The organism is Stenotrophomonas sp. GW821-FHT09E08 (assembly GCF_059416125.1).
Genome location: NZ_JBWKOO010000004.1, coordinates 12,431 through 27,331, shown reverse-complemented (window position 1 = coordinate 27,331; position 14,901 = coordinate 12,431). Strand labels below are relative to the sequence as shown.

Genomic DNA, 14,901 nt, shown 5'->3' with positions numbered 1-14,901 from the left:
CAGCAGAATCCAGACTTCTCTGGCGGTATCTTTGGCGGTAACCTCCACTCGCTCCATACTTGTTACCGCCAACTCAGCTACCGTCAACATGTCATTGACCGATACCGCCATTCGCAAGACCAAGCCAACCGCTGTCGTGCAGAAGCTGCGAGAAGGTGGAGGCCTGTATCTCCTGCTGAAACCTGATGGCGCCAGATGGTGGCGCTGGGACTATCGGCGTCCTGTGACCGGGAAGCGCAACACGCTGTCGCTTGGCACTTATCCAGAGGTGAGCCTGGCATCTGTGCGCGAGCGCCATGCTGCTGTGCGAAAGCTGTTGGCGGAAGGTGTTGATCCCGGTGAGCAGCGCAAGGCGCAGAAGGTGGCCAGCCTGGAACTGGCCACCAACACGTTCGAGGCGCTGGCACGTGAACATCTGGCGATGAGAGCCAAGAAGCTGTCTGCCGGGTCGGTGAAGCGAGAGACACGCTTGATCGAAAAGGATCTGACGCCCTCCATCGGCCAACGACCCATTGCAGCGATCACAGCACGTGAACTGTTGGAGACGCTGCGTAAGATCGAAGGGCGGGGGGCTCGAAACAGCACATCGGGCGCGGATGCAGGTCAGCCAAGTAATCCGATATGCGGCCGTTGGCTCGCTGGATGACTGGCGACGCGACGTGGCCCGACGTTGTCAGGACAACTCGCGTCTGGTGCTGGCGGTGTCAGCCATGTTCGCCGGGCCGCTGCTGCACTTCACCGGCGCTACGGGCGGTGGTTTCCACCTGGTCGGCGGCAGCAGCAGCGGCAAGAGCACCGCGCTGCGCGTGGCGGCCAGCGTGGTCGGTCTCCCAGAATATGCCCGCGAGTGGCGCAGCACGGCCAACGGTCTGGAAGGCGTGGCGGTGTTGCACAACGATGCCACGCTCATTCTGGATGAACTGGCGCAGATCGATCCCAAGCAGGCCGGTGATGCCGCCTATCTGCTGGCCAACGGCAATGGCAAGAGCCGCGCCAACCGGGCCGGTGAGGCCCGTGCGGCAGCACGCTGGCGGGTGCTGATCCTGTCGGCTGGCGAGGTCGGACTGGCCCAGCACATGGCCGAGGTGGGTAAGCAGGCACGGGCGGGCCAGTCCGTGCGCCTGGCCGACGTACCGGCTGAGGCCGAGGGCGGGCATGGTGTGTTTGAGCGCCTGCACGATGCCAGTGACGGCGCGGCGCTGTCGGCTCTGCTCAAGGACGCCGCCGCGCGAACCTACGGCGCACCTTGGCCGCTTTGGATGGGTTACCTGACCCAGCAAGACAGCCCTACGCTGACCGCCCAGCTGCGCGAATCCACGGATCGATTTCTGGCCACCTATGTACCTGAGGATGCCTCCGGTGAGGTGCGCCGCGTGGCCGAGCGTTTTGCCGTTGTCGCCTTTGCCGGAGACTTGGCCAGCAGTTGCCGCCACCGCATCACCGGCTGGTCCAATGGCGAGGCTACACGGGGCGTGGCGATGTGCTTTCAGGCATGGATGCAGCGTCGCGGTGGGACCGGCAGTGCCGACACCGATGCGCTGCTCTCGCACGTGCGTGCGTTCTTTAAGGCCCATGGCCCAGCGCTGGTCAGGACGTTCGGCACGAGACACCTTCGCCTCGATCCTCGGCCGTTGCCCAAGTGCGCGCTTGCGCACCTGCCAGCCCTTGAGCTGGAAGATCCGCTGGACGGTGTTCTTGTTCATGCCAAGCAACGCAGCCACCGTGCGGTAGCCAAACGACGGCTCGGCCTCGATCAACTCCTTGATTGGCTCGGCAAGCTCGGCTTTCACCTTTGCAGGCGACCGGGTCGGCTTGTAGTACATGGTCCGCCGTGCCACGCCGAACGACTGGCACAGCTTGACCAGCGGTACCGCTACACCGTCGTCCTTCAAGCCCTGCTGGACCGAGAGCATCAGCTCTCGTCTTTTCCCAGCAGGGAGGCCAGCTTTTTTCGGGCGCGGATCTCCAGCATCGCCTCGCCGTAGGCTTCCTGCAGGTCCTTGAGCTGGCGCTCGTACTGCTCGCGCACGTCCTCCGACTTGGCCCGTAGGGCATTGTCCATGCCGCGCTTACCGTCTTCGACCCAGCTCTCGATCTCGGCTGGGGTCAGGTCGAACTGGCAACTGGCCGCCGCTACCGTCGTCTTGCCCTGGATGATCTCAAGGGCCAGCGCCGACTTGCGCCGGGCCGTCCAACGTTTGATCTCTTCTTCCATCACTTCGCTCATCGGTGTCTCCTTCGGGGAAAGTAACACCTGAGCAGGATTTCAGTGGGTCATTACACCTTGATAGTGCGGGACAGGTGAGATCGATCGATATGCAATCAGTAGGCTGCGGTGATGAGACGAAGCTATTTAGTTTCAGCGAGAATGTTGCGTAGATATCGAAGTTCCATGCGCTCGCAAACGCATATGTCACAGCCCGAGCGATCTCAAGCTTTGCGGGATTGAGTCACCGTACGGTGCAGCGCAAGTAGAACCTGCACGGGATGAGGTAGAGTTACCGAGTCCATCGCACGCACCTGGCTGCGACAGGAATAGCCCGTCGCCATCAATCTGGCGCCTGCATGGTGCCGTGCCACCAACGGTGCCCAACTCATCCCGTAGATCGCTTCGGAAGTCGGGCGATTGCGAGTTTCATGGCCATAGGTGCCTGACATACCACAGCACCCCGATGTCTGGACATTCAACCGGACGCCGAATGCCGCGAACACATGCTTCCAATGCTCTATCGCACCCGCAGCGTTGGTCCGTTCTGTGCAATGGGGTAGCAGCAAATAGGGCTCTGCGTCATCGGGCACGGCGCTGCCATGCGGCACCAGTGTTTCGGCCAGCCACTCCTGAAGAAGTTTGACGCGCGGCCATTCCGCTTCGCCCATTACCTCCCTGTATTCCGAGCGGTAGACCAGTGTCATTGCCGGATCAATGCCGACCAGCGGTACGCCCGTAGCGGCCAGGTTCTGGAGCATGCGGGCATTGCACTTGGCCGTGCGGCGAAACCCGTTCAGGAAACCATGCACATGCAGCGGCTTGCCGTTGGGCAAGTAGGGCGCCAACAGAGGCTGAAAGCCGAGTCCTTCAAGCAGCCGCAGGGTGTCAAGCACGAGATCGGACTCGAAATGGCTAGTGAATGCGTCCTGCACAAGCACTACGGGGCATTGTCCCTGCTCAGTGGTCGCTGCAATGCTTTGTAACGTGGCCACCGCAAAGCCGGCACGGCGCGCCTGGGCCGCCAGGTCGAGACCACTCAAGCGAGGGATATGCACCAGGCCAACACGGCGCAGCATCCACCGCGACGGCGCGCTGGCCATCAGCGCATTCATGAGGTATGGAGCCTTGGCCATCCAGGGCAGCATGGGTTCCAGACAGGCCAACAGCCAATCCCGTGTTGGGCGAAGATAGCGGGTGTAGTACAGGGCTAGGAACTTCGCTCGAAAAGCAGGTACATCCACCTTAATGGGACACTGTCCCGCACAGGATTTGCAGGAGAGGCAGGAGTCCATCGCTTCCTTGACCTCGTGCGAAAAGTCATATTCGCCACCGCAATTGCCGAGAGTGTTGCGGAGCCTTACGGGCAGTGCCGCCATGCGCTGCCATATGCTGGCGGCTCTGATGTTCAACTGCTCGGCCTGACCCGCTTGGCTGACAAGGTACAGCCATTCGCGCAGCAGCCCGGCGCGGCCTTTGGGTGAAAAGCGCCGGTCACGTGTCGCTTTCCACGACGGACACATGGCGTCGTCGGCATCGAAGTTGAAGCAGGAACCGTTGCCGTTGCAATGCAGCGAGTCCTCAAAGTGACGGCGTACGGCGATGGGAATAACACGATCACGCTGGCCACGCGTTGGAGCTTCATTCAAGCGCGTCAGCATCTTCCCCGCAGGTGCTGCAATCTTTCTGGGATTGAACTGATTATGCGGATCGAATACCGCCTTGATGTCCTGCAAACGTGCATACAAGGGACCAAAAAAGGCCGGTGCGTACTCCGAGCGCAGTCCCTTTCCATGCTCCCCCCACAGCACACCACCATACTTGCGCGTCAAGGTCACGACCGCATCGGTGATTGCCCGGATCTTGCCCTCTTGCGCCGGATCTTTCATGTCTAGCGCCGGGCGCACATGCAACACGCCCGCATCGGCATGACCGAACATGCCATAGACCAGCCCGAAGCCGTCCAATAGTTCGCGGAACTCCGCGATATAGTCGGCCAAGTTCTCGGGGGGGACCGCCGTGTCTTCAACGAAAGGCAGCGGGCGTCGCTCACCGCGAAGTCGCCCCAGCAGTCCCACCGCACGCTTGCGCATGGTCCAGATGCTCTCCGCCTCGGTATGGACACGAACAATGCAGTGGCCCAGCACGCCGGAGGCGGTGCTCACGCCGTCTAACAGGCCCAAAGCGTTGTTCAGTGCGGCGTCGAGAGCCGCCGGGTCGTCGGCAGTGAACTCCACTAGATTCACGCCCTCGAGGGGTTGTGAGGCGCCGGGGAAGAAGCGGGCAATTTCTGGCCAGCTGATGTCATCGCGTGCCAAACGCAGCACCAGGGCATCGATGGTTTCGATGGATGTGGCCTGCAACTTGAGCAGTCGAGGCGCATCGCGCAGTGCGGCGTCGAAGCTGGTGTAGCTCACCACCGCCAACGCGGCGTGCTTAGGGATGGGTAACAGATTCAGTTTGGCTTCGGCAACGAAGCCAAGACTGCCTTCCGCTCCGCATAGAATGCTGTTGAGATTGAAACGTCCCTGCGCGTCGCGGATATGAGCTAGATCGTAGCCGGTCAGGCAGCGGTTGAGCTTAGGAAAGTGTTGATCAATCAGCGCAGCGTCGCGTTTCTGAATTTCATCAACGATGCGGTGCACGCGACCCGCCAGATCTGTTCGGGCCTGCAGATCCGTGAGTGTTTCGTCGCTGATTGCGGACGAAGCCCAGAGCGTCCCGTCGGCGAGCACCGTGCTCAACTCGAGCACGTGGTCTCTGGTCTTACCGTAGACACACGATCCCTGCCCGCTGGCGTCAGTGTTGACCATGCCGCCGACGGTGGCCCGGTTGGAAGTAGACAACTCGGGCGCAAAGAACAAGCCATAGGGCCTGAGGGCAGCATCCAGCTGGTCCTTGACTACACCCGCCTGCACTCGTGCCCAGCGCTGCTCGGCATTGATTTCGAGGATACGATTCATGTGACGCGACACATCTACTACCACGCCGTCGCCTAGTGACTGGCCATTAGTGCCGGTGCCGCCACCGCGCGGAAACAGTCGCAACTCACGAAAGCGCTCGTTTGCGGCCAATCGAGCGATTCGGATGAGATCCTGCGAATTCTTGGGGAACACCACCAATGCGGGCAGTATCTGGTAGATCGAGTTGTCGGTCGCCAACGCTGTGCGTTCGGAATGGCGCTCACACACCTCCCCCTCAAAGCCATGCAGCCGTAACTCTTTCGCAAATTCTTGGTAAACGCTGCCCACTGCGGGCAGACGATCAAGGCGCGGGATCATAAAGGCGCCCAAGAAGAGACGTGGCTTCGATATCATCAGCAAGGAACATCAGGAGATTTCCCGACCTTTGGTCTCGGGCAGCAGCATCGCAGTCAGCAGAACCATCACCGCTGCTCCACCAGCAAATATGCCGATGGCGACGCCCAAGCCTTTAGTATTCGCCAGATAGCCGACCAAACTGGGAAACAGCGCGCCGATACCGCGACCGAAGTTGTAGGCGAAACCCTGCCCCGTGGCGCGGACTGCAGAAGGGAACAACTCTGTCAGATACGCGCCCATGCCGCTGAAGATCCCAGAGGCAGCGAAGCCAAGCGGAAAACCGAGCAACAGCATCTGCTCGTTGGACAGAGCGATCTGAGTGTACGCATAGACGGTAACTCCCGAGAGCACCGCGAAGATCAGCAGATTTGCCCGCCGGCCTAAGCGGTCGGTCAGGTATGCGCCAACCAGATAGCCGATGAAGGAGCCTACGATGATCACCAGCAGATAGCCACCAGTTCCAATGACTGACAGGTTACGCTCGACCTTCAAGAAGGTTGGCAGCCAAGTGGTCACGGCGTAATAACCACCCTGCACCCCGGTGCACAGCAATGCGCTCAGCGCCGTTGTCTTGATGAGCGCCGGCGAGAAGATGGCCCATGCGGAGGTACGGTGATGACTGCTCACTTCTGCCTTCTGAGTGCGTTGGAACAGTTCAGGCTCCGGCACGTGTCGGCGAATGAACAACACTAGTACAGCGGGAATGATGCCGATCCAGAACAGGGCTCGCCATGCATAGTCTTCTGGGAGCAAGGTGAAGGCAACGGTGTAGAGCACGGCGGCAAGACCCCAACCCACCGCCCAGCCGCTTTGCACCGTACCGACTGCTCGGCCGCGGTACTCGGTGCGCACCATCTCGCCCATCAGGACTGACCCCACGGCCCATTCACCACCAAAGCCCAACCCCTGCAGTGCACGCAGTATCAGAATCTGCTCGAAGTTCTGTGCGAAGCCGATCAGCATCGTGCATACCGAAAACCAGAGGATGGTGCCCTGCAAGACGCGCACGCGCCCGAAACGGTCGGCCAGAATGCCAGCCAGCCAGCCGCCCACAGCGGAGAACAGCAAGGTGACGGTGGCCAACATGCCCGCTTGGCCCTTATCGATCTGGAAGAGCGTGCTGATCGTCGTGATGACGAAGGTGAATATCATGAAGTCGAAGGCGTCGAGTGCCCAGCCACCAAAGGCGGCAGTGAAGGTGCGCCGCTCAGTCTTGCTCATTTGGCTATACCAGCTCATTCTTCATCTCTTCGTGTTGTATGTAAGGGATACCCAGCCGTGGCTGGTTGGGCGATGGGTGGGAAGCCATAAAGGCAAGTGGGATTCGTAACGAGGATGCGATGGCGGATTCCGGAATCGGGCGCCCATGCCGCCAGGAGGTTGAGCAGCCGGGCCGTATTTGGTGTGCGGCTTTGGGAGACATGTGGCCAGTCGCTGCCCCAAAGCATGCGATCCGGCGCATCGGCGATCAGAGATTGAGCGAAGGGGCTGACGTTTTCATAAGTTTCGAAGCGATCACTGATGCGATAGGCACCCGAGAGCTTTACCCAGTAGCCGTGATCAGCTACCAGACGACGCAACGAAGTGAAACCGGGTGAATTTAGGCCTTCCTCCACAGGCATGTGCCCCATGTGGTCCACCACGCCAGGAACAGGTAAGTCGGCCATGCGCGGCAGCAGTTCTGGCAAGGCTCGTACGTCCATCAGGAACTGCATGTGCCAACCCAGATGCTTGATACGGTGAGCCAGCTTCTCCATCGCCGCAAAGCCGATGCCGCCGCCAAAAAGCACGTTGATGCGCAGCCCACGCACTCCGGCCTCGTGTAGTTCCTCCAGTTCGCGATCGGTGATCTCGGGCGAGACAACGGCCACACCTCGCAAGCGGCTCGGATGGCGCCGCAGAGTGTCTAGCATGCATCGATTGTCGGTGCCGTAAACGCTGATCTGCACCAGAACACCATAGGTTATGCCCAGGGCATCGAGCATGGTTAGGTACTTCGCCTCCGGAGCCGGTGGCGGCGTGTAGCTGCGGTTGCTCACCAGTAGGTGGACCGGATCGCCAGAAATGACGTGGGCGTGCGCATCGACCGCCCCCCACGGCACCTGGAACTCGAGGGGCTCGAATTGGTCTTGTGCCGCCGCACACAGCGGCGGAGGTACATCGTGATTGGCCGCGCTCACATTTTCCCTCCCTTGCGAAACTACCTGGTCGGCCGCTCGATTTCCCGCAGCGTTCATACTCCACCGATCTCTCAATACCTTCAAGAAAGTCAGCATTCGTGAACTTAGTCACTCAGTGCACCGAAAAAAAGCGTATTTTTCTCGCGGCATGCATGAGGTTTATGAATGAATCCACGAGCCCTAACCCCTTCCATGTCCCTGCTGCTGGCGTTTGAGGCATCGGCACGACACCAGAGCTACACCCGGGCAGCAGAGGAGCTTTCCTTGACACAAAGTGCGGTCAGTCGCCAGGTGCAGGCTCTGGAAGAACTGCTGGACGTGCAGTTGTTTCTACGGAAAGGGCGGCGGATCGAGCTGACCGATGTGGGGCGGATGTACATGCGTGGCGTGGGCAGCGCAATCACGGGACTCCGAAACGCGACGCTGCAGGCCATCGCGTTTCGCTCGGGTGGAGGCATCTTGAATTTGGCCGCACTACCCACCTTCGGCGCTCGTTGGCTGATGCCACGGCTGCACACTTTCTATGCCGCCAATCCAAACGTAGTGGTCCACGTGCATTCGAGAATTGGTGACTTTGACCTCGACATGGCAGGGATGGATGCGGTAATCGGCGTTGGTAAAGATGGATTGCCAGGCCTAGCTTCTCACCGCCTGCTCAAAGAGGAACTGGTCCTTGTCGCTAGTCCCGAGTTGCTGGGTCGGCACCCCATCCAATCGGCGCATGATCTGCATTCGCTGCTACTTCTCAGGGTCGCCTCTCGCCCCAACGTATGGGAACAGTGGTTCGATGCTTGCAATGTCAAGCTACACGGCTCCTATTTTGGACCAACCTTCGAGGTGACATCGCATCTGATCCAGGCCGTTGCGACGGGGATCGGCGTTGGCCTGCTACCACGATGCCTGATCACGGATGAATTACAGTCGGGCCATCTGCTCATGCCGCTCGACACATCCTATTACAGCGGTCTGAGCTACTACTTCGCTTACCCTGCACACAAAGCAGAGTGGCCTTCCATTGCGGCATTCCGCAACTGGATCCTTACGATCAGCTAAGAAGGAACACTGAATCGCCCCGGGTTTGAACTGACCCCCATAAGTTGGACGGTCACGATGCCGCCGATCAGGCGGTGTTTCTCAGCCGGTATCCCACCGGACTGAGCCCTTGCAGCCCGAGCTTGATGCGCTCATGGTTGTAGTAGTGGACGTAATTGTAATGACCCACTGAAATCCTGCTCAGGTGTTACTTTCCCCGAAGGAGACACCGATGAGCGAAGTGATGGAAGAAGAGATCAAACGTTGGACGGCCCGGCGCAAGTCGGCGCTGGCCCTTGAGATCATCCAGGGCAAGACGACGGTAGCGGCGGCCAGTTGCCAGTTCGACCTGACCCCAGCCGAGATCGAGAGCTGGGTCGAAGACGGTAAGCGCGGCATGGACAATGCCCTACGGGCCAAGTCGGAGGACGTGCGCGAGCAGTACGAGCGCCAGCTCAAGGACCTGCAGGAAGCCTACGGCGAGGCGATGCTGGAGATCCGCGCCCGAAAAAAGCTGGCCTCCCTGCTGGGAAAGGACGAGAGCTGATGCTCTCGGTCCAGCAGGGCTTGAAGGACGACGGTGTAGCGGTACCGCTGGTCAAGCTGTGCCAGTCGTTCGGCGTGGCACGGCGGACCATGTACTACAAGCCGACCCGGTCGCCTGCAAAGGTGAAAGCCGAGCTTGCCGAGCCAATCAAGGAGTTGATCGAGGCCGAGCCGTCGTTTGGCTACCGCACGGTGGCTGCGTTGCTTGGCATGAACAAGAACTCGGTGTCTCCTTCGGGGAAAGTAAAACCTGAGCAGGTTTTCAGTGGGTCATTACATTGGGGGCCTCAATAGGTGATGGTCACCTGCACCAGGTCGTTGTAGGTGCCGGCCGGTGGTTGGCCGGTGACCGGCGGCACCCGGCCATAGATGGTCAGCTGCTGTGCGCTGCCACTTCCGGTGCCGCCAACGGTGTCGACGTTGAGGGTATTGCCCCAGCGCAGGCTGCGAGCGGCATCACGGTACAGCTCATAGAGGAGGTAGTAGGTGCCGCTGCCAATGGTGGTGGCCATGCGCCGGGTGGAGGTGGCAGCGGGGTTGTTCTGGCCGTTGTTGAGGCCGACCTGGAAGGCGGTGTTCTTCAGGCAGGTCAGCGTGAGCGTGGCGGTCTGATCGATGTTGGCGGGAATGCCGCCGGTGACGTTGCCGAAGTTCATGTTGGTGGTGACGTAGCTGCCGCATTGCGGGAGCACATTGGCGGTGGCGGTGAAGCTGAAGGCTGCGCTGGCGCTGTTGGTGCCGGTGGCGCCGCCGTTGCAGGTGGCCGGCACCGTCGCCGTGCCGAACAGCACTTCGTTCCAGGCCCAGGTCAGCACCACGTTGGCACCGCTGAAGGTGCTGCTGTACGCGCCCGATGCCAGGACCTGGTTGGCTGGAATCTGCGCGAACAACTGCGTGGTCTGCGCGCCACTGCCACCTATCAGCAGGGGCACGTTGTAGCTCATGGTCAGCTCCTGTGCCGGGGGCGTGCCGCGCGGAACCAGCCCGGTGACCTGACCGAAGCTGGCATTGTTGTACAGCTGGAAATTCAGGGTGTCGCCGCTGCCGGTGACCATCGTCCGCGAGGTCGTGGCGCTGCCGCCGCCACTGCCTGCACCAATGCCCACGCAGACGCGTACACCGGTGGTGGCCAGCAGGCTCAGCGCAGCGGTGGTGCAGGTCACCGTGATGTTGAGGTTGGCCGTGCTCGGGCCGGGTGCATTGCTGTTGATGTTGCCGAACGGCAGGGTCGGATTGGCGACCGCCGTGCAGACCGCGGTGGCACTGGCAGGCGCCGCTGCCAGCAGGCCGGTCCACAGCAGCAGGCCGAGCAGCAGTACCCTCATGGCGCCACCTCCGGAATGCACGGCAACGGTGCCGGGTGCGGCCGGGCGCCGGAGGCAACCACCTTGGGCAGATCCGGTACCTTCACCCGGCACTGGCTGCGGCTGGTGGTGACGTACAGCACGCTGCCAGCAGGTACGTCCTCCAGGTACAGCAGGCCGTCGTATCCAACCGTGGCCTGGCGGCCGTCGGGCAGCTGCACCTCGCTGCCCACCTCCAATGGCTGCCCGTCCATGCTTTGAAGTGTCAGGCTCAGCGAGGGCCGCGAGCGCAACTGGAATGTCACGTGGGTGCCGGCGCGCTGGCGCGGCGTTACCCAATCTTCGATGCGATCGGCACGCATGTCCTCGGGCAGGTCCAGGGTGTCGATCGAGACCCGGTTGCGCTGCCAGGACAGCAACGGGCTGACCAGCAGCAGGCCACGATCATCGGTGACGCCGATCAAGCGGTTTTCCAGCCGTACCGGCACGCCGCCGACGCCATTGGTGCTGATCACCGCGAACGCGTCGGAGACCTCGCGGGCGGCGAAAGTGTGCCCGCCCATCCACACCAGGCTGCCGCTGGCGCTGGCATAGCTGTAGTTGAGCCCGCCCTGGCGCGAAGCGCCGAACGAATAGCGGCCGACATCGTTCAGGAGGCCGACCTCGGCAAGGCCGCCATTGCCATCCTCGCCATGGCGGACCTGGGCGCGCCAGCCGACACCGCCAGCGCTGCCGTCGCCGGGCACCGGCTGGGTGACGTCGGCCACCCAGCTCTGGCTGTCGCCGTTGCGCTGGCTGGACAGGCTGGCTTGCCGGTTGTTGCCGAGACTGGCGGTCATCGACAGATAGATGCTGCGGTCATTGCTGTTGTCCAGGTTCTGGTTCACCGACAGGTAGGCCGACCAGCGCTGGCTCCAGCTGCGCGACCAGAACAGGCTTGCATAGCGGTTGTCCTCGCCATCGGGATAGCGCAGGCGCAGGTAGCTGGCACTGAGGGTGCCCAGCCGCAGCAGGTCCAGGCCGACCGTCGCCTGTTCGCTGATGCTGGGCGGCAGGTTGCCCTGCAGTGCGCCGAGGTCGCGGTAGTCGCCGTGGCTGCGCACGCTGCGCAGGTTGAAGTTGAAGCGGCGGTTGTTCCAGCTGTAGCCCAGCGCCCACTGCCCGCCCTGCAGACCGTGGTAATCACTGCGTGCATAGGCCGCGTTGAGCACGCCGGCACCGCTCAGCAGCCACCAGCCGCCGATGCCAGCCTGGGCCAGGCCGCCGCCGCCTTCGGCATGGGCTTCGCCGGTGAAGGTATCGCTGACGCCGCCGCGCCAGCTCGCACTGGCGACGGTACGGTCGTCGTAGCCAAAGGAGCGTTGACCAAAATCCTCGCGCAGCTGGCCAACACCGACCGACCAGTCCGACAGGCCCTTGGCCAGCAGTTGCTGGGTACCGTAGAAACTGAAGTCCAGCGTCTGCATGCGGCCGAACGCATCGGTGACCACCACCTGCGCGCTGCCGGTGCCACTGATGCCCGGCTGCGCGGCCAGCTGGAACGGGCCAACCGGCACCTGGCCGCTGTACTGACGCAGGCCATCGACGTACAGCTCGACCGTGGACGGCACCACCGCCTGGCCGAGGAAGCTGGGCGTGGGGGTCAGGACGCGATAGGGCTGCAGCCCGTAGTTGCGGCCGATCTGCAGGCCGCCCAGGCGCACCGGTCGGGTCCAATCGACGAAGCCGCTGTAGAAATCGCCGACCTCCAGTGTCATCGCCTTGTCGGGGAAATCCAGGCGCCAGCGTGTATCCAGGCGCACGCTTTCGCCGCGCCAGCGACGGTCGCCGGGCTGCTGGTAGCGACGGCTGATCGCGGTGTTCTCGAAGGTGCCGTCGCCGACGCCGAACAGGCGCAGCTCCGAGCTCAGGCTGAGGTTGCCGAGCGTGTCCACCCGGCTGCCGTAGATGTCGTAGTTGAGCAGCACGCCGGGCGAGGCGCTGCCGGCGGGCGCACGCGTCTGCGGGCGGCTGAGCACGGTGGTCGGCAGGGTCAGCTGGTCCAGCGGCACGTCCAGCGCCAGGGTCTGCAGGTGGGCGTCATAGCGCACCACCGCGCCGCTGATCTGGTCCAGGTACACCGGCGCATCGCCACTGGCATTGAAGCCGAGCTGGCGCAGAACCTCGGGGCTGGCCTGCAGGCGGCCGCGGTTCTCGATGAAGGGAAGCAGCCCGCGCGGCGTGCTGTTGAGCGACACGTCCAGGTACAGCGTCTGGCTGGCGGTCAGCGGGGTGGGGGGCGGCAGGATCGCATCGGCGGAGATGCCTGATACGTCGGCGGCCAAGGTGGCCGTTACGCCGGACACATCGGCGGCTTCGGTCGCCGCAGGAGCCAGGGCAGCAAACAGCGCGCCCATCAACGCCTCAGCGAGCCGATGGTGGCGACAGCGGCGTCTGTTCCGACTCGCCATTGAGCTTGGCCGTGATCTGGTCGTTGTCGCGGTCGATGGCGGTGCGCTCGATCGGCCAGCGCATCACCTGCCCGGGCAGCACATAGCCCAGCAGCCCGGGGTGCACGATGCGAGGGCGTTGGGCACTGCCCAGTGCGAGGTCGGCAATCTGCGCATAGCTGTTGCCGGCGTTGGCTACCTCCACCCCGTTGCGGCCATCGGCCAGCCGCACCAGCCGGGCCTCCAGCCGCGCGGCCAGCTTGCCCGACGCTGGCTGCACGAACACCGGGATCGAATAGCGCAGCACGAACTGCATGCCGTCGGTGCGAGTGGCCAGGTCGGGCACCTCGTCGACAATCAGCCGGTAGTACTGCTGTGCCGGCGGCGGCTCGCGGTTGGGCCGCATCACCCGCACCAGCTGCTGCTGCCCGGCCGCCAGTTCCTGCATCGGCGGGGTGGCGACCAGTTCATCGGTGGGCAGCAGCTGTTCCTGCCCGCCCTGCTGCACCCAGCGGAAGACGCGTACCTGCAGCTTCACCGGCGAGGTACCGCTGTTGGTCAGCCACAGCTCGCCGGCACGCTGGCGGGCTTCCAGCTGCAGGCTGGTGGGGGCGACCTGCAGGCTGGTGGCACCTGCCATGGAGGTCGCCAGCAGGCACAGGGCGAGCAGCGCCACGCCGGTGGCGCGCCACGGGCGGGGTCCGGCCATGCGGGCGTGCTCCATCAATAGGTGATCGTGGCGGTGACCGTATCCAGGTAGTTACCGGTGGCCGGGTTGTTGGTGCTCAGGTTGAGGATCTGGCCGTAGACGATGTAAGGCACGGCCAGGCCAGTGCCGATGCCGGCCTGCGTGTTGGTGCCGGAGGTGGAACCCCAGACCAGGGTGTGCGCGGCATCCTGGTACAGCTGGTAGCCCACGAAGTTGTTGGCGGTCACCGCGGCGTTGGTGTTCTTCATGCGGCGGGTGGTGACGTCATTGGCAGTGCTGGCATTGGCGCCCGCATTCAATGAAATCGTGTACGGGGTCAGGGCCGAGCACTGCGCGGTGACCGTGCCCTGGCCCAGGGTGGGGGTCGCCGTGGTCGAGGCCGCAGTGCCGAAGTCGACGTTGGTTGCCGCAGCGGCGGTGATGGTGCAGGCCTTGGTGACCACCAGGGTGACGTTGAAGGTGGTGGTGTCGGCGGCCTGGGCCAGTGCTGGGCCAGCCATCAGCAGTGCGAACAGGCCCCACGCACGCAGTGAACGAAGCGGGTATCGCATGGACAACCTCCCTGACCCGAAGGTCTATTGAACAAGACGAAGGCGGCACGTTAGCCGCTAATGTAGCGCCGCATTTAATGTAGCGCCGCATTGCTAGCCTCGCAATGCCGTTTCAGACCCTATGTATTACAAGGTATGTCACCCGCCTTCGCATAAGATTTTCCCTCCGCGTTGCGCGGGAAAACACTTACGAAAAGCTGTCTACAGCGCGTCAACGAAGCTGTATTGGCGACCGCCGGGTGTCTGCTTGATGCCGGCGACGCGCAGCACTTCGCGCACGCGCCGCACCGATTTTTTGACCATCTTCAGTTTCGACTAAAACAAAACCAATGCTCACGATGAGCTGAATGCGGCGATCGTCAACGGCACGTCCAGGTTCAGCAGGGCGATCGTCAGCGCGACCCCGACGGCGGCCGCAGCGCACACCGCAGCGGTGAGCATCAGCTCAATCGTGTAGACGCCGGCACGTAGCAGGGACCACCCACCCCAGGCCCTGCCTGCGCGACGGCGGCAATAGAACTAGTGGTGTGGTTGATCATGGTCGCTCCTTGATAGGTGGCCCGATTCCGATCAGAACTGGGCTGAGCACGTGTCGAAAGCTGCCGCCGTGGTTGCACCGTGGAC

At 62.6% G+C, this 14,901-nt stretch carries 12 protein-coding genes and 2 pseudogenes; 5 read left to right on the top strand and 9 right to left on the bottom strand.

What is annotated here, in order from left to right; all coding sequences use genetic code 11:
* Window positions 1-88 precede the first annotated feature (88 nt).
* Window positions 89-626 (top strand): annotated as a pseudogene (locus AC07M7_RS07055) (tyrosine-type recombinase/integrase); the annotation flags it as partial.
* Window positions 627-659: 33 nt separating this feature from the next.
* Window positions 660-1,985, top strand: coding sequence for a DUF927 domain-containing protein (locus AC07M7_RS07050; protein ID WP_495207128.1), 1,326 nt, complete (start codon window positions 660-662; stop codon window positions 1,983-1,985).
* Here AC07M7_RS07050 and AC07M7_RS07045 read toward each other — a convergent pair.
* From AC07M7_RS07045 to AC07M7_RS07030, 4 genes are all read right to left on the bottom strand, one after another.
* The gene (locus AC07M7_RS07045) at window positions 1,913-2,227 is read right to left on the bottom strand and encodes a DUF1153 domain-containing protein (RefSeq protein WP_495207018.1); all 315 of its coding nucleotides are present in this window, start codon (window positions 2,225-2,227) and stop codon (window positions 1,913-1,915) included. The genes AC07M7_RS07050 and AC07M7_RS07045 overlap by 73 nt on opposite strands.
* 203 nt (window positions 2,228-2,430) lie before the next feature.
* Entirely contained in the window at window positions 2,431-5,523 is a 3,093-nt protein-coding gene (gene ydiJ / locus AC07M7_RS07040) for a D-2-hydroxyglutarate dehydrogenase YdiJ (RefSeq protein WP_495207127.1), read from the bottom strand.
* Window positions 5,524-5,535: 12 nt separating this feature from the next.
* Entirely contained in the window at window positions 5,536-6,747 is a 1,212-nt protein-coding gene (locus AC07M7_RS07035) for an MFS transporter (protein ID WP_495207021.1), read from the bottom strand.
* A 14-nt stretch (window positions 6,748-6,761) separates the two neighbouring features.
* Window positions 6,762-7,802 carry an amidohydrolase family protein gene (locus tag AC07M7_RS07030; protein ID WP_495207020.1) on the bottom strand — a complete coding sequence of 347 codons (1,041 nt, stop codon included), beginning with the start codon at window positions 7,800-7,802 and terminating at the stop codon, window positions 6,762-6,764.
* Between the two features lie 96 nt (window positions 7,803-7,898).
* Between AC07M7_RS07030 and AC07M7_RS07025 the strand changes: the two genes are divergently transcribed.
* Window positions 7,899-8,759 carry a LysR substrate-binding domain-containing protein gene (locus tag AC07M7_RS07025; protein ID WP_495207019.1) on the top strand — a complete coding sequence of 287 codons (861 nt, stop codon included), beginning with the start codon at window positions 7,899-7,901 and terminating at the stop codon, window positions 8,757-8,759.
* Between the two features lie 67 nt (window positions 8,760-8,826).
* On the opposite strand, the pseudogene AC07M7_RS07020 reads toward AC07M7_RS07025, so the two are convergent.
* Window positions 8,827-8,913, bottom strand: a pseudogene (locus AC07M7_RS07020) (IS3 family transposase); the annotation flags it as partial.
* Between the two features lie 57 nt (window positions 8,914-8,970).
* Between AC07M7_RS07020 and AC07M7_RS07015 the strand changes: the two are divergent.
* Window positions 8,971-9,285 carry a DUF1153 domain-containing protein gene (locus AC07M7_RS07015; RefSeq protein ID WP_495207018.1) on the top strand — a complete coding sequence of 105 codons (315 nt, stop codon included), beginning with the start codon at window positions 8,971-8,973 and terminating at the stop codon, window positions 9,283-9,285.
* Complete coding sequence (locus AC07M7_RS07010; protein WP_495207017.1) at window positions 9,285-9,578, top strand: hypothetical protein; 294 nt, start codon at window positions 9,285-9,287, stop codon at window positions 9,576-9,578. The genes AC07M7_RS07015 and AC07M7_RS07010 overlap by 1 nt, the downstream gene beginning before the upstream one ends.
* On the opposite strand, the gene AC07M7_RS07005 is transcribed toward AC07M7_RS07010, so the two are convergent.
* From AC07M7_RS07005 to AC07M7_RS06990, 4 genes are read right to left on the bottom strand one after another with little or no spacing between them, the layout of a single operon-like run.
* Entirely contained in the window at window positions 9,572-10,609 is a 1,038-nt protein-coding gene (locus tag AC07M7_RS07005) for a Csu type fimbrial protein (RefSeq protein WP_495207016.1), read from the bottom strand. The genes AC07M7_RS07010 and AC07M7_RS07005 overlap by 7 nt on opposite strands.
* Window positions 10,606-12,984 (bottom strand): fimbria/pilus outer membrane usher protein, encoded by a 2,379-nt coding sequence (locus tag AC07M7_RS07000; RefSeq protein WP_495207015.1) that lies wholly within the window; start codon window positions 12,982-12,984, stop codon window positions 10,606-10,608. Before AC07M7_RS07000 ends, AC07M7_RS07005 begins: the two co-directional genes overlap by 4 nt.
* 7 nt (window positions 12,985-12,991) lie before the next feature.
* Window positions 12,992-13,741 (bottom strand): fimbrial biogenesis chaperone, encoded by a 750-nt coding sequence (locus AC07M7_RS06995; protein ID WP_253077641.1) that lies wholly within the window; start codon window positions 13,739-13,741, stop codon window positions 12,992-12,994.
* Window positions 13,741-14,277 carry a Csu type fimbrial protein gene (locus tag AC07M7_RS06990; RefSeq protein WP_495207014.1) on the bottom strand — a complete coding sequence of 179 codons (537 nt, stop codon included), beginning with the start codon at window positions 14,275-14,277 and terminating at the stop codon, window positions 13,741-13,743. Before AC07M7_RS06990 ends, AC07M7_RS06995 begins: the two co-directional genes overlap by 1 nt.
* Between the last annotated feature and the right edge of the window lie 624 nt (window positions 14,278-14,901).

What these genes read in the sequence shown, in the direction of transcription:
- AC07M7_RS07045 (WP_495207018.1), bottom strand. Translation starts at nt 2,227, where the DNA reads ATGAGCGAAGTGATGGAAGAAGAGATCAAACGTTGGACGGCCCGGCGC.
- ydiJ (WP_495207127.1), bottom strand. Translation starts at nt 5,523, where the DNA reads ATGATATCGAAGCCACGTCTCTTCTTGGGCGCCTTTATGATCCCGCGC.
- AC07M7_RS07035 (WP_495207021.1), bottom strand. Translation starts at nt 6,747, where the DNA reads ATGAGCAAGACTGAGCGGCGCACCTTCACTGCCGCCTTTGGTGGCTGG.
- AC07M7_RS07030 (WP_495207020.1), bottom strand. Translation starts at nt 7,802, where the DNA reads ATGCTGACTTTCTTGAAGGTATTGAGAGATCGGTGGAGTATGAACGCT.
- AC07M7_RS07025 (WP_495207019.1), top strand. Translation starts at nt 7,899, where the DNA reads ATGTCCCTGCTGCTGGCGTTTGAGGCATCGGCACGACACCAGAGCTAC.
- AC07M7_RS07015 (WP_495207018.1), top strand. Translation starts at nt 8,971, where the DNA reads ATGAGCGAAGTGATGGAAGAAGAGATCAAACGTTGGACGGCCCGGCGC.
- AC07M7_RS07010 (WP_495207017.1), top strand. Translation starts at nt 9,285, where the DNA reads ATGCTCTCGGTCCAGCAGGGCTTGAAGGACGACGGTGTAGCGGTACCG.
- AC07M7_RS07005 (WP_495207016.1), bottom strand. Translation starts at nt 10,609, where the DNA reads ATGAGGGTACTGCTGCTCGGCCTGCTGCTGTGGACCGGCCTGCTGGCA.
- AC07M7_RS07000 (WP_495207015.1), bottom strand. Translation starts at nt 12,984, where the DNA reads ATGGGCGCGCTGTTTGCTGCCCTGGCTCCTGCGGCGACCGAAGCCGCC.
- AC07M7_RS06995 (WP_253077641.1), bottom strand. Translation starts at nt 13,741, where the DNA reads ATGGAGCACGCCCGCATGGCCGGACCCCGCCCGTGGCGCGCCACCGGC.
- AC07M7_RS06990 (WP_495207014.1), bottom strand. Translation starts at nt 14,277, where the DNA reads ATGCGATACCCGCTTCGTTCACTGCGTGCGTGGGGCCTGTTCGCACTG.